This window comes from Sulfurisphaera tokodaii str. 7, from assembly GCF_000011205.1.
Taxonomy (GTDB): Archaea; Thermoproteota; Thermoprotei_A; order Sulfolobales; family Sulfolobaceae; genus Sulfurisphaera; species Sulfurisphaera tokodaii.
The window spans coordinates 101,473-116,016 of the sequence record NC_003106.2; the positions used below are offsets into that span (position 1 = coordinate 101,473).

Annotated in this window: 14 protein-coding genes; 10 read left to right on the forward strand and 4 right to left on the reverse strand. The window is 33.9% G+C overall.

From position 1 onward, the window contains the following. The first annotated feature begins 8 nt into the window (after positions 1-8). The 6 genes from STK_RS00420 (at position 9) to STK_RS00445 (ending at position 6,924) form a co-directional block, all read left to right on the forward strand. Positions 9-1,196: a thiolase domain-containing protein gene (locus STK_RS00420; RefSeq protein WP_052846852.1), complete on the forward strand. Its 1,188-nt coding sequence runs from the start codon at positions 9-11 to the stop codon at positions 1,194-1,196. After that, positions 1,193-1,723 carry a Zn-ribbon domain-containing OB-fold protein gene (locus STK_RS00425; RefSeq protein WP_010978019.1) on the forward strand — a complete coding sequence of 177 codons (531 nt, stop codon included), beginning with the start codon at positions 1,193-1,195 and terminating at the stop codon, positions 1,721-1,723. The genes STK_RS00420 and STK_RS00425 overlap by 4 nt, the downstream gene beginning before the upstream one ends. Before the next feature lie 368 nt (positions 1,724-2,091). After that, the gene (gene fdhF, locus STK_RS00430; RefSeq protein ID WP_010978020.1) at positions 2,092-5,013 is read left to right on the forward strand and encodes a formate dehydrogenase subunit alpha; all 2,922 of its coding nucleotides are present in this window, start codon (positions 2,092-2,094) and stop codon (positions 5,011-5,013) included. Then, complete coding sequence (locus STK_RS00435; protein ID WP_010978021.1) at positions 4,977-5,333, forward strand: DUF1641 domain-containing protein; 357 nt, start codon at positions 4,977-4,979, stop codon at positions 5,331-5,333. The genes fdhF and STK_RS00435 overlap by 37 nt, the downstream gene beginning before the upstream one ends. Beyond that, on the forward strand, positions 5,314-6,081 hold the full coding sequence (fdhD, locus tag STK_RS00440; RefSeq protein ID WP_010978022.1) for a formate dehydrogenase accessory sulfurtransferase FdhD: 768 nt from the start codon (positions 5,314-5,316) through the stop codon (positions 6,079-6,081). The genes STK_RS00435 and fdhD overlap by 20 nt, the downstream gene beginning before the upstream one ends. 42 nt (positions 6,082-6,123) lie before the next feature. Further along, positions 6,124-6,924 carry an acyl-CoA dehydrogenase family protein gene (locus STK_RS00445; protein ID WP_010978023.1) on the forward strand — a complete coding sequence of 267 codons (801 nt, stop codon included), beginning with the start codon at positions 6,124-6,126 and terminating at the stop codon, positions 6,922-6,924. Here the strand turns inward: STK_RS00445 and STK_RS00450 are convergent. The 3 genes from STK_RS00450 to STK_RS00460 are packed head-to-tail and all read right to left on the reverse strand — an operon-like array spanning position 6,904 to position 9,298. Further along, the gene (locus STK_RS00450; protein ID WP_010978024.1) at positions 6,904-7,338 is read right to left on the reverse strand and encodes a MaoC family dehydratase; all 435 of its coding nucleotides are present in this window, start codon (positions 7,336-7,338) and stop codon (positions 6,904-6,906) included. The two genes, STK_RS00445 and STK_RS00450, sit on opposite strands and share 21 nt — an antisense overlap. Before the next feature lie 30 nt (positions 7,339-7,368). Further along, positions 7,369-8,451: an acyl-CoA dehydrogenase family protein gene (locus STK_RS00455; protein ID WP_010978025.1), complete on the reverse strand. Its 1,083-nt coding sequence runs from the start codon at positions 8,449-8,451 to the stop codon at positions 7,369-7,371. A 31-nt stretch (positions 8,452-8,482) separates the two neighbouring features. Beyond that, positions 8,483-9,298 (reverse strand): DMT family transporter, encoded by an 816-nt coding sequence (locus STK_RS00460; protein WP_010978026.1) that lies wholly within the window; start codon positions 9,296-9,298, stop codon positions 8,483-8,485. A gap of 131 nt (positions 9,299-9,429) precedes the next feature. On the opposite strand from STK_RS00460, the gene STK_RS00465 reads away from it, so the two are divergent. The 3 genes from STK_RS00465 (at position 9,430) to STK_RS00475 (ending at position 11,923) form a co-directional block, all read left to right on the forward strand. After that, on the forward strand, positions 9,430-9,762 hold the full coding sequence (locus STK_RS00465; protein ID WP_052846147.1) for a hypothetical protein: 333 nt from the start codon (positions 9,430-9,432) through the stop codon (positions 9,760-9,762). Positions 9,763-10,036: 274 nt separating this feature from the next. Continuing rightward, positions 10,037-10,231 carry a hypothetical protein gene (locus STK_RS00470; protein WP_052846149.1) on the forward strand — a complete coding sequence of 65 codons (195 nt, stop codon included), beginning with the start codon at positions 10,037-10,039 and terminating at the stop codon, positions 10,229-10,231. 51 nt (positions 10,232-10,282) lie between these two features. Beyond that, entirely contained in the window at positions 10,283-11,923 is a 1,641-nt protein-coding gene (locus tag STK_RS00475; RefSeq protein ID WP_010978028.1) for an NAD(P)-binding protein, read from the forward strand. Here STK_RS00475 and STK_RS00480 read toward each other — a convergent pair. Further along, positions 11,907-13,163, reverse strand: coding sequence for an MFS transporter (locus STK_RS00480; protein WP_010978029.1), 1,257 nt, complete (start codon positions 13,161-13,163; stop codon positions 11,907-11,909). The two genes, STK_RS00475 and STK_RS00480, sit on opposite strands and share 17 nt — an antisense overlap. 135 nt (positions 13,164-13,298) lie before the next feature. Between STK_RS00480 and STK_RS00485 the strand changes: the two genes are divergently transcribed. Beyond that, on the forward strand, positions 13,299-14,522 hold the full coding sequence (locus STK_RS00485) for an NAD(P)/FAD-dependent oxidoreductase (RefSeq protein WP_052846151.1): 1,224 nt from the start codon (positions 13,299-13,301) through the stop codon (positions 14,520-14,522). The last annotated feature ends 22 nt before the right edge of the window (positions 14,523-14,544 follow it).

A 14,544-nucleotide genomic window follows, 5' to 3' on the forward strand; every position in this document is an offset into this window, starting at 1 on the left:
GTGTGAAAATGAGAAATGTAGCAATCATAGGTACTGGGCATACTAAGTTTGGCGTTAGGACTGACGTAAATCTTCAAGAATTAGCATGGGAGGCTATAAAACAAGCGTTAGAAGAAGCTAATTTGGATCAAAAGGATATTCAGTATTTTGTTGTAGGAAATGTTGGAAGTTGGAGTGCTGAAGAATTACCAGCAGTTGTTGTCGGAGAATATTCAGATTTAACTCCTAAAGGGACTATGAGAGTGGAAGCCGCATGTGCTACGGGCAGTGCAGCATTAAGAGATGCCTATCTAGCAATTAAATCTGGTGAGGCTGATATAGCTTTAGCTGTTGGTGTTGAACAAATGCATCAGTCTCCTAATCCTCAAGTTGTTGAATTAATAGGAAGGGCTGGTGATTATTTCTGGGAATTTGAGAATTTCGGATTAACATTTCCGGGCTATTATGCTCTCCATGCTTCAGCTTATATGGCTAAATATGGAGCAAAAGAAGAAGACTTAGGTAAAATTGCTATAAAAAGCCACCACTACGGAGCAAGGAATCCATATGCGCAATTCCAAAAAGAAATTACAATGGATGAATATCTTAAATCTAAACCAGTAGCATATCCGTTGAAATTATTAGACTCTTCCCCAATCACTGATGGTGCCGCCGCTGTAGTTTTAGCATCTGAAGAAGTTGCCAAGAAAATTACTGATTCCCCAGTTTGGATTGTGTCACAAGGTGTTGCTAGCGGTACAGCAAACTTAAGTAAGAGAACAGATTTTACACGTATAGAAGCTGCTTATTTAGCAGCTCAACAAGCATATTCTAGGGCTGGTATTAATTTTGATGAGGCTTGGAGGTTTTTTGATGTAGCTGAAGTTCATGATTGTTTCACTATTGCTGAAATAATGGCTTATGAGGATTTGGGTTTTGCTAAGAGGGGTGAGGGATATCTATTAGCTAGAGAAGAACAGACGTATATCGGTGGAAAGATACCAGTAAATGTTGATGGTGGGTTAAAAGCTAAAGGACACCCTATTGGCGCTACCGGTATTAGTATGGCTGTATCTATAACAAGGCAATTGCTTTATAGGGCTCCTAAGGGTACACAGGTTGATGTAAAGCATGGCATGGGTATTTCACACAATGTGGGAGGAACAGGACACTACGCATACGTGACAATATTCTCGACAAGGAGGCCATCATCATGACTATAAATGATGTAAGAGAAAAATTACAACAACAAATTTCTCAATTAATTTCATCTTTAGATCAAGTTGTTCAAATGTATGGAATGCCAATTATTCAAGATAAGAATGGGAACCCATTATGGATAGATGTAAGAGAAATGACGTTAAGATATCAAATCCCCATAAAGAAGGTTCAAAAATTCTTTGAAGGTCTTAAAGAAGGTAAAATTCTAGCAACAAAATGTAGTAAATGTGGCACGATCTATTTCCCACCGCAAGACGATTGCCCTAAATGTAAAATTAGTGGACTCGAATGGGTAGAGATGCCGGATGAAGGGGAATTAGTGGCATATACTATTATAAATGTTAAACCTCCATCTTTCTCGCATTATCAAGATTATATTGTTGGTATTGCAAGAATGAAAAATGGTATTAACGTAACTGCATGGGTTAATTCTAAAGAAGTTAAGGTTGGTATGAAAGTTAAACTAAGAATTACTAAAAGAGAACCAGAAAATTACCTTACTTATGAGTTAATTCCAGCATAATAGAATCATCTTTTTTTCCTATATCTTACTTTACTTCTCTTTTCAATCAACAATAAATATAGCTAGATATTAGTTAATATACGATTAAACCAGATACTAGTAATAAGACTATTTTTAACTTAATAGTAATGCTTTATTATCTCTTAATTAAATTATCATCTATATTTCAATACTTGAAATCTCTAGTTTTTGATTCTGTATTTTATTGTTGTATATATATGAATTTATGTATTAATATCATCAAAATATCATTAAATATAAATAATTTATATCATCTCTTTTTTATTATTTAAAAACTTCTGCAGTATAAGAATACTTAATAGTTTATTTAACTCACGTTTATAAGAAAATAATACTAATATAAAGCTGTGATTGTAAAGTTAAATGGTAATGAGATTAGTTTAAAGGAATCTAATATCACCATATTAGATCTCCTCAGAGAAAATAATATCTATATATCACATATATGCTATAATGAAGGATTAGTACCAATACAAAGTTGTGATACATGCTTAGTAGAGGTTAATGGAAAACTTGTAAGAGCTTGTAGTACAAAAGTAACTGATGGAATGAGTATTGTTACACATAGTGAAAGAGCTGTAAATGCAAGAAAGAAAGCAGTCGAAAGAATACTCAAATATCATAAATTGTATTGTACAGTCTGTGAAAATAATAACGGTGATTGTCCTCTTCATGAAGCTGTAATTAAATTAGGAATAAATTCTCAGCAATACATAGAAAAGCCATATCCAATTGATGACTCTGGACCATTTTACGTATATAATCCCTCACAATGTATTCTTTGTGGTAGGTGCGTTGAAGCTTGCCAAGATTTTGCTGTTAATGAAGTAATTTGGATAAATTGGGACTTAAATCCACCAAGAGTAGTTTGGGATAATGGGAATCCTATAGGTAACTCCTCTTGTGTAAATTGTGGAACTTGTGTCACAGTATGTCCAGTAAATGCATTAATGGAGAAATCTATGTTAGGAGAAGCAGGATATTTCACCTGGCTAAACCCAGAAGTAAAGAAGAAAATAATAGATTCTATTGGTAAAGTTGAAGATAATTTTAATCTACTAATGCAAATTAGTGAAATTGAAGCTAAAGCTAGATCTTCACAAATAAAGAAAACAAAGACTGTGTGTATTTACTGTGGTGTTGGTTGTTCTTTTGAAGTTTGGACTAAAGGAAGGAAAATACTTAAAGTAGAACCTAAACCAGAATCTCCAGCCAATGGTATTTTAACATGTGTTAAGGGCAAATTCGGTTGGGATTTCGTTAATAGCCCAGAAAGACTCACTAAACCTCTCATTAGAGAAGGTGACCATTTTAGAGAAGCAAGTTGGGAAGAAGCGATAAATTACATAGCAAGAAGATTAAAGGAAATAAGAGAGAAGTACGGACCAGATTCTATTGGTTTTATAGCATCTGATAAGATGACTAATGAAGAAGCTTATTTATTACAAAAACTAGCTAGGGCAGTAATAGGAACTAATAATGTTGATAATTCGGCTAGATATTGTCAAGCTCCAGCTACCATTGGGCTTTGGAGAACTGTTGGAATAGGTGGAGATTCTGGTACTTTTAAGGATATTGAAAATGCTGACTTGATAGTTATTGTAGGGCATAATACAACAGAAAGTCATCCTGTAGCTGGAAGTAAGATTAAGAGAGCTAAGAAGATTAGAGGGGCAAAATTGGTAGTTATCGACGTTAGAAAACATGAGATTGCTGATTGGGCTGATTTATTCATTAAACCAAAACCCGGAACGGATGCTGCTGTTTTAGCTGCTGTTGCTAAGTATATAATTGATCAAGGATGGGAGGATAAGGAATTTATTAGTAAAAGGGTGAAGGGGTTTGAAGAGTTTAAAGAGTCTATTAAAGGCTTTACTCTAGATTATGTTGAAAGCGTTACTGGAGTTCCTAGAGATCAAATAATTAAATTAGCTGAAATGATACATTCAGCTAAAAGTGTAGCAATACTTTGGGGTATGGGAGTTACTCAACATCTTGGGGGTGGAGATACATCAACTATAATCTCAGACCTTCTATTAATAACTGGTAATTATGGTAAACCGGGTAGTGGAGCTTTCCCAATGAGAGGGCACAATAATGTTCAAGGTGTAAGTGATTTCGGATGCTTGCCTAATTATTTCCCAGGCTACCAGAAATTTGATGATGTTACTTTTGAGAAATTTGAAGAAGCTTGGAGGGTAAAATTAAACAGAAAGCCTGGATTACAGATACCGCAGATGATTGAGGGAGTGCTTGAGGGTAAAATACACGCGCTATATATTGTAGGAGAAGATACAGTAATGGTAGATTGTGGTACTCCATTAACTAAGAAAGCGTTAGAAGAAGTTGACTTTCTAGTAGTGCAAGATATGTTCCTTACTGAGACTGCAAAATTAGCTGACGTTGTGTTACCTGCAGCTGCTTCACTAGAAAAGGAAGGTACTTTTGTTAATACAGAAAGAAGAATACAAAGAATATACAAGGCTTTTGATCCATTAGGTGAGTCAAAACCAGATTGGGAAATAATTCAAATGATTGCTAACGCTTTAGGAGCAAATTGGAACTATTCGTCACCAGCTGAAATAATGGAGGAAATAAGAAGATTATGCCCAATTTTCGCTGGTGTAACATATGATAGACTTGAAGGTTTTAAGAGTCTAGTATGGCCAGTTAATGAAGATGGAACTGATACGCCGTTGTTGTATGTTAATGCTTTCGCAACTCCAGATGGTAAAGCAATGCTATATCCGTTAGAATGGAAACCACCACAATTACAAGATGATGTGCATAAGATTACAGTAAATACTGGAAGAGTCCTTGAACATTTCCACGTAGGCAATATGACTAGAAGAGTAGAGGGCTTAAGGAGAAAAGTACCTGAGACTTTCATAGAAATATCAAAAGAACTAGCGCAAAAATACTCAATAAAAACTGGAGATTTAATACTTGTCAAATCTAAATTCGGAGGAGAGATTAAGGGTAGAGCTTTAGTAAGCGAAAGGGTTCAGGGGGATGAAATATTCATTCCACTTTATGCTTCAGACCCGTCAAAAGGAGTTAATAATCTAACCGGGAATGTAATAGATAAGGTGACTGGTACTCCGGCATATAAGGATACACCAGTTGTTATTGAAAAAATATCTGAAGGGAATGAGACACCATTACCAAAAGATAATTGGAGATTCCACATTAATGAAAGAAAGAGACAATTTGGAATAGAGGTGGAGAAAAAATGGAAGAGGGAAGAATTCAAACCATTGACGGACTAATTGAGGAATTAATAAAAAACCAAGAGGCAATCAATAACTTCCTTAGATTACTAAAGGGACTTCAAAAATCTGGCATATTACCATTCCTTGTTGGAGTAGTAGAAAATATAGATCAAAATCTGGAATTTATGGTAGAAGAGAATAATAACTTAATAAGAAATCTGAACTTAATTTATGCTATACTAAATGGCAAAGAAGAAACTGGCGAGATACATATGGCAGATATAATAAGGATGTTAAATGATCCAGATGTTAGAAAGGGGGTATATCTTGTACTAAAGATTCTTAAGGCGATTGGAAGTGCAAGTAAAGAGGGTTAAGGTATTTAAGATTAGAAATGAAACAGAGGCAGTAGAAGATGATTTCGTAGCGGAGGAAGAACCATTAGAAGTTAGGACATGCTATGATGATTGTCAAACGTTTGCAATTATCATGAGAACTCCAGGTAATGATAAGGAATTGGTTTTAGGTTTTTTATATTCGGAAGGAGCTATAGATACGATAGATGATGTTTCATCAGTCTCAATAAAGGGCGATAATGTGGTAGAAGTTAGGTTAAATAAACCTTTAAAGGTTAAAGTACGTGAGATGATTGTAAATTCTAGCTGTGGTGTATGTGGTAGAGCATTCCTCTATACACTTAATATATTAAAATGTAATACTAGAGTAAGTAGGGACGTCATATTTTCTTTGCCAGAAAAATTGAAGGAGAATCAAGAGGTATTTAAGATTACTGGAGGACTCCATGCTGCTGCCCTTTTTACTACTTCTGGGGAGTTGAATTATTTATATGAGGATGTTGGAAGACATAATGCAGTAGATAAGTTAATTGGAAGACTGCTACTGGAGAGAAAAATACCTGCAAGCAATTACATTATGCAGGTTAGTGGAAGACTAGGCTATGAGATTGTAAGTAAGGGAATAAAGGCTGGTATACCAATTATTTGTGGAATTTCTGCACCTACAAGTTTAGCCGTTGATATTGCTGAGGAAGCTGGAGTTACTCTTATTGGGTTTTTAAGGGGAAATAGTTTTAATATTTATACACATAAAGAAAGAGTAATTTGAAATTTCCAAAACATATTTAAGGTTTAAGAAGAAATAAATAATATGCTTCTACATGTAGAAGAAGATGAGGACATAAAGCTTATCGTAGACTCTTTAAAGGAACTCCTTGATAGGGAATGGAATATTTTAGGTAGTAAGAAACATGAGGCTAATAGTGAAAAAATTCTTGATCTATTTTATAAGTTAAAGGATTTAGGAGTTTTTGAGTTTCTAGAAAATTCTAATGTTTTACAATCAGTTTTAATAAATGAGTTTGTGGGAGAGAATTTACTTCCTGGTGTAATAGCAACAACTTTTATGACTAGAAATGACGTTCCGACATCTGTAGGGATAAACTATGCACCAGAATTAGATAAGGCTGAATATATAGTTACACCTAAGGGCATAGCTAAAGTTAGCGAGGTAGAGTATGTGGAAATAAAATCTCCAGATCCATCAGTTAGAGTATATAAAATATTATCTGGCAAATGGTCTCCCTATGATAATTTCAATTTTGTATTTCTAAATGCCTCTGCACAAATGTTAGGTCATGGTATATATTGTTTAAATAAGACTATTGAATATGCTAAAACGAGAATAGCATTTGGAAAACCTATAGGTTCTTATCAAGCAATTAAACATAAACTTGTTGATGATGCTATAGGTTTAGAATTAGCGAGATCTAGATACCTAGTTGATACTGATCCTTCATCGTTTGAATATTCTTTTAAAAAATCTTTTAGAGCAATCTTAGATTCTATTCAAGTTCATGGGGGGATAGGCTTCACTACTGATCTTGATCTTCACTTGCATTTAAAAAGAGTGGTATTGATTAACAAGATCTTAACTCCTTTTGTTAGCTAATATTTCCATATTTAGAATCATTACCTCTTCTTTGTTTTGATTTATAACAGAAATTTTCAAATATACTTTTCCATCTTTTTCTCTTTCTTGCTTATTTACAACTTCTACTAAAGCCTTTAGAGTATCTCCGATTTTAACTGGTTTTTTAGCATTAATTTCCAGCTTAGTTAAGGCAACAAAACCTTCTCCAAATGGATCCGAAGGTAATTGGTAAGTCAAACCAACTCCAATTGATGCAGTTAATAAACCCGGTAGTATTCTTCCTTTAAACCTTGTTGTTTTTGCATATTCTTCATCTAAAAATAAAGGGTTTAGAGCACCAGTAAGACCAGTAAATAATACTACATCTGCTTCTGTTACAGTCCTTCCCTTACTTTCCCACTTCTGCCCTACTTGGAAATCCTCAAAATACATAAATACTTCATTTAATTCTCTTTCTAATATTTATTTCGGTAATTTTAGTAGTCTCTCGCCTATTAAATTTCTCAATATTTCTGATGTACCACCGGCAATCGTTCTTCCCCTAGAAGCTAACATGCCTAAATACCAAGTATCCTCCATAATAGTCTCTAAATCGTATTGGGATACTGCTATTTCATAAATCCTCTGTAAAATCTCTGATGAGACCAACTTTAAAACGGCACCTTCTACATCAATTTCTTCTTCTCCCTTTCTTATCTTTACAAGGAGTCTTTTGTAGAATGCTTCTAGTCCTTTTATTTCTTCTTCTAATTCTTTAACACGTAATTTCTCTAGAAGTATTTTAGATACAAATAACATTGTTACTCCTAAGAAGAATCTCTCGTGATTAAGAACAGTCATTGCAACATTCCATCCCTCACCAACTTTACCAACTATATTTTCTTTAGGTACTTTTACGCTATTTAAATAAACTACGTTAAATTCACTTTTACCAGTAATTTGGGTTATTGGTGAGACTTTTATCCCCTCTTGTTTCATATCAACTATAAACATTGTAAGCCCCTTGTATTTGTCTTCTCCAGTTCTTGCTAAAAGTAACATATAGTTAGCTAAGTGAGCATAACTACTCCAAATTTTTTGACCATTTATTTCGAAGTATTCTCCTTTATCTTCAGCCCTTGTCTTAATATTTGCCAAATCAGAACCTGCATGAGGCTCAGAAAAACCTTGACACCAGATATCCTCAGCTGAAAGGATTCTTTTAAGGTATTTTTTCTTTTGTTCTTCACTTCCATGTTTAAGGATTGCTGGTCCAGCGACCATTAGACCTATTGAACCTAAACTTCTACCATAAGGTAATCCAGCCCTAATAAACTCTTCGTAAGCTATTATCTCATAAATAGGATCTAAACCTTGACCTCCATACTCTTTAGGCCAAGTTATTCCTAAATATCCGGCTTCATAAAGTTTCCTTTGCCAATTCCTTAACTCCTCATAATTGTCTATCTCAGCAGTATCAAAAAGGATTTTTTTACCCATAAGATTTCTGGGAGCGTTCTGGCTTATCCATTCCCTTAATTTTTGCCTATATTCGTCTTCATTCATAAAATTATTTTAGAGTTCAAAAATAAATTTCTTAAGATGTCATTGTCAGATAAACTCCTATTAAAGTGATAGCAGATCCTATAATCTCAATAGGAGTTGGGATTGTCCTAAAGAAAGCGTAAGATAAAACATAAGCCATTACTGGAACCAGTAGTGAACCCGTACCAGCTTTTATACTACCTAAGTATTTCACTGCATTAAACCAGAAGAAGAAGCCACCAACCTGAGCAATCAGAGCCAAGATTATAATTAAACTTATTGCTGTTAAGGTGAATGTAAAATGAAAATCTATTGGAGTTAGTACAAGTAGTATTGGCAACGAAGTTAGAGCCATAGAAGCGTTTAATCTAACTATATCTTCCTTGAGGAGATTTCTTCTGTAGTAAACTGTCCCTATAGCCCAAACTAGCCCACCTAATAATCCAAATAATAATCCTAGATCAAAACTTACAAAAGCTGCAGCAGTTATTCCTATTACGCCTAGTATTATGCCTATTGTCCCTTTGGTTTTAATCCTTGTTCCTAAGATGTACTCGATAACTAGAATAAACAGAGGTTGTGTATATATCATTACTGCAACTAAACCAGGATTTCTGGAAAAGTATACTCCAAGGTTTAAAAATGTTAATAACCCGACAAAGTTTAGTAATCCGTTTATGAACTGTTTAACTCCTATACTTAGACTCCTACTTAATGAGTAGAAAAATATGAAACCTACAGCTACTCTTGCAACACTTATTATCATTGGAGAGGAGTATTCAGATACTAATTTAGTTAGCGGATATGATAATCCCCAGACTATAGCTACTGGTATCATCCATTTGACAAAAAGAGTTGTAGATGACACAGATATTTTTATCCTTTCACTTTTTTAAACATAACTTTACTTTTGGAAATTTACTATAAATTAGTAAGTTTAAAGCTATTTAATGTTTATCAAAAATGAAAATATAAGCTAATTTAATATAAGCAATTGTGATGGCAAAAGTATTATTTCTAATAATGTCTGGGGACGATAAATTCGATTTAGCTATGAGAATGGCATACAATTCAATTAAGAATAAGAGGTATGAAGATGTTAAAGTCATATTTTTCGGCCCAAGTCAAAAGAAATTAACTCAAATAGACGGAGAAATTAAGAACATGTTCCAAGAAATGCTAAATAGCAAGGCTATAGACTCAGCTTGTATTGGTGTAGCTCAGGCAATGAACATAAAACCACATTTAGAAAATATGGGAATAAGTCTAATGCCTGCTGGAGAAAGAGTATCATACTACGTTAACCAGGGTTATGAAGTTATAACATTCTAATTTTTATTAATTAATTTATTTTTTATAGTTTTGATATTCTTCCTCTTTTTTCCTACTCTTATCATTAACTCGTGAATTTTGGGAAAACATGACAAAAGTGATACTAGTTCTTATTATCTAGACATCTTAATTTTAATAAAAATATTTTTTCATTATTTTTGTTTAAATCAGTTATTCATCAACACTCATTTATGTATATTTATATACTTTCACAGATTCTGATAATCATAAAAATTTATAAATTAGTGCAACTATATTATACATGTGAGAAAAAATGGCAAAAATAGGAAAATTGTGTGGCTGTAGTACATTGATAGCATTAGGTGCTTTTCTCTTTGGAGGTGGTTTAGCGGGCTTAGTTAGGATAGCTTCACCAGAATTTCCACTATACCTTGGAGTACTTCTAATGTTAATAGGTACTTTGTCAGCTTCTGTAACTATCGCACCAGATAAATCTCAGGAATACTGAGTTTCTCAAAAGTAAGTTAGATTTATTTATTTTATTAACGTTTTTTAGCCCATGAGACTACTAGAGCCTTTTTACATAAGGGACGTTGAGTTAAAAAATAGGGTTGTAATGTCTCCTATGATCACTAATTTAGGGGCACCAGAAGGCTATCCTACTGAAGAACATATAAGGTACTTTGTAAGAAGAGCTTCTGCTGGATTATTAATTACAGAGTATACTTACGTAAATAAGGTCGATGCTAGGGGCTCTCCAAATCAGCTAGGTTTATATGATGATGAACTTATTCCAAAATTTGCAAGATTAACTGAAGCCGTTCATAATATGGACTCAAAAATTTTCGTTCAGCTTGTTCATGTTGGGAGGAAGACTAGAAGGAGTTTAATATGGAACAATGATCCAATTGCTCCTTCTAATATACCTCTTTTAGATCCAGTTAGGGAGATGACAGAAGATGATATTAATAGGGTTATAATGGATTTTGTTAAGGCCTCAGAAAGAGCTGAAAAAAGCGGTTTCGACGGAATAGAATTACATGGTGCTCATGGGTATTTAATTGCTCAGTTTTTATCACCAGCCACAAACAAAAGAGAGGATAAATATAAGGATGGAGTAATATTTCTAGAAGAATTACTGAAAGAGATAAGAAGAGTTGTAAGTATCCCAGTTGGAATGAGGATTTCCGTTACTGAATTCGATCCTCAAGGCTTAACACCAGAACTTGTAGCAAAAATAGTTAAGAGAGTAGAGAATTTATTGGATTACATTCATTTATCTGCTGGTAGAGACGGTCCATTAGGCGGCTCTTCTTCATTCTACTATAAAAGACCAAGTTATGTGGATGAGGCTAAAGTAGTTAGAAAGGTAACTAATTTACCATTACTTCTGGTAGGTTCAGTATCAACTGTAGAAGATGCAGAAAAAGTCCTAGAGGTTGCAGATGCCGTAGTTTTAGGTAGACAAATCTTGGCAGATCCTGATTGGGTAATAAAAGTTAAGAATAATTTACCAATAAGACCATGCATCAGATGTAATCAATTATGTAGATTGTTATCAACTAGAGAAGTGAGATGTGATGTTAATCCAGAATTGGGATGGGAAATTCTTAACTTAGAGAAAGGTGAGGGTGAAGTTAGAATTGTTGGAGGAGGAGTAATGGGATTAGAGACTGCGAGAGTTTTGGCTTTAAGAGGATTTGAGGTAAAAATATATGAGAAAAAGGATAAGATTGGTGGTCAGCTAAATGAGATTAGGGATCCTTGGAAGAGAGAAGAATTTAGTAGATTGATAGACTACTACGAAAAAGAACTAAAGAGACTAGGAGTTAAAATATATTTATCTACGGAGGAAAGAAAGGCTGATATATTTGCATTACCAAAGGAGAGGCAACCAGAGTTTAAGGAGTATAAGGGAATGAGGATTTTGGTGAACTCAAATCTTTATGCTTATCAAGATTATGTATTTGAGTGGTTAAAGCACAATGAAGTTTACATTACAGAGAACGTGTTTAAGGGTTTAGACAGAAATAGGTCTTATCTACTTCAACAAAAGTACAAGGAGTTAGGAGTTAATATTGTTAAAGAAAATGTTAAGGCTGACATAGTTATTAATGATGTTAGAAGAAATCAACCTTCGATTGGGCAATCTATTGCTCGTGGCTATTGGCTAGGTATGACTTTCAAACTGAAATACTAGTCTCCTCTAACGGTTTTCTTGAGGTTTCTTTCGCTAACACTATGGATATTATATCGGCTAAAAGGGATAAACTACCAAACAACATAAGGACATTAGCAAATCCCAACTGATGCTCTAGTATAGGAAAATAAAATGTGCCAAGAACACCGCCAATTCTGCTTATTGCAGTTGCGAATCCTTGCCCGCTTGCCCTTACTGAAGTTGGGTAAAGTTCTGTAGGATAGAACAGTGTAACAGCACCAGCCCACTGTTCAAAAGCTACGAAAGTCATAAAGTATGGTACTAAAATACTTCCAGATATGTGGGTTAATGCGCCTAAGTAAAGTAAAATAGACATTACTGAAAGACCTGTAATCAATGTAAGTCTTCTTCCTAAAGGATCCACAATGTTTATTGCTATTATGTAACCTATTATAGCACCCACTGATATTGCTAAAGTCCCTAAAACTACTTCATATTTTGACGGAAAAGCGAACTGCTCAAGTACATATGGATAATATAAACCTATTCCATAAGAAGCAACATCAAATAAAAACCATACTGACGTTACAAAAAATGTTACTACAAGTAGTCTTCCCTTAAATATATCCATGAACGATGTAGCACCTTTTACTTGAAGTTCTTTTTCTCCTTTTTCTTTTCCAATTGCTACTAACCATCTAGGGGATTCTATAAGTTTAACTCTTAGCAATACTATAGGTAAAGAAATTATCGCACCGACTAGGAATACATATCTCCAGAAATATTCACCAGTAGGTAAGAGGAGTAAGGTAAATAAGGCTGATATTGCAGTACCGATCCAGTACATTGATATAGAGCCAACTAGATATTTTCCTCTTGAGAAAGAAGGCGAAAGTTCACTCATTATAGTGCTACTTATCGGATAATCACCACCTATACCAAAACCTAAAAACAGTCTTGAAAGGAAAAGGCTAGCGAAACTATTAGAGATAGCTGTTAAAATGCCGAAAACTAGGAAAATCAATAGGTCGAATCCCATCAGTTTTTTCCTACCAATCTTATCCGCTAAATAACCAAAAATTATTGACCCAGGAATCATTCCAATAAGGGAAGAGGATACAAGTAATCCTAATTCGGCTGAAGTTAAAGAAAATTCCTTAGAAATTATTGTGGAAGCAAAGGATATTACTGAAAGATCATAACCATCTAATAGGAAACCTCCGGAGCTTACGAAGAATGCCCTAACTTTTATTGCCCAAGGTATTTTTTCAAAACTCATAACCAAGAGATGCAATTTCTTCCTAAAAAGTTTTAATAATTTAAATAGGAGCTACATCTGTAATTATTTTTCTTTTACGTGAAGATTTGTTAAAAAGTTAAATATTAGATTGCATAAAATTAAGTGTGAATACACTTGGAAAAGTTTACTGACTATTTAATAATTGGAAGTGGTGTTGCTGGATACCATGCACTAAAACAATTAGAAAATGAAAATGTAATCATGGTAACTTCTGATAAATATTACCCATATGATAGACCTCCTTTATCAAAAGAATACCTCAGAGGGAAAATTGACAGAAACTCAATATTTTTTGAGCAACCAAACTATTACACAAAGAGAGAAAATATAAGGATTATACTGAATACGAGTGTTGAAAAAATTAATGTAAAAGAAAAAGGAGTTGAACTCAGTAATGGTACAATAATCCATTTTGATAAAGCTCTAATTGCAACTGGTGGTAGACCAAGAAAGTTAAAATTACCGGGAGAAGAGTTAGAAGGAATCCATTACCTCAGAACGCTAGATGACTGTGACTCATTAAAACAAGAAAATGGTAAAGAAGCTGTTATAATAGGCGGTGGCTTTATCGGTATAGAAGTCGCTTCTAGTCTTACAATGTTAGGTGTAAAAACTACAGTAATAGAGGTTAAACCATATATTTGGAATACATTTGTAGATGAAAAAATTTCGAGACTAATACAAAATTATTTCGAAAAACATGGGGTTAATTTTATACTAAATGAGGGAGTTAAGGAGTTCATCGGAGATAAAAGAGTAAGTAGAGTTATTACTGAAGGAGGCAAAACACTAAATGTAGACTTTGCATTAATAGCAGTAGGTATTGTTCCCAACATAGAAATAGCTCAGAAAAGTGGAATAGAAGTAGATAACGGAATTATAGCTAATGAATATCTTGAAACTTCAGCTAAAGATATTTATGTTGCCGGTGATGTAGCAAATATATATGACCCATCTATAGGTAAAAGGAGAAGGATAGAACATTGGAATAATGCAGAATATACCGGAAAATTAGCCGCTAAAAATATGTTAGGAAAGAGGGAGAAGTATAACTTCTTATCAACTATTTGGTCAGATATATTCGACTTACATATAGAGTCTGGTGGTGATACAACGGATTATGATGAGTACATAATTAGAGGCAACTTCTCTGTGGATAATCCTAATTTTAATGTAATATACTTGAAAGGGGGGGTTATAAAGGGTTATGTGGCTATAAATAGAGATTATGAAGAACTTTCAGCATTAAATAAACTAATAGTTTCAAAGGTTGATGTTAGTAATAAGAAAAATGAGTTAAAGGACGAAAAATATGACCTAAGTAAATTAAGTTTATAAAGAATGTTTCGCTCTATTTTTT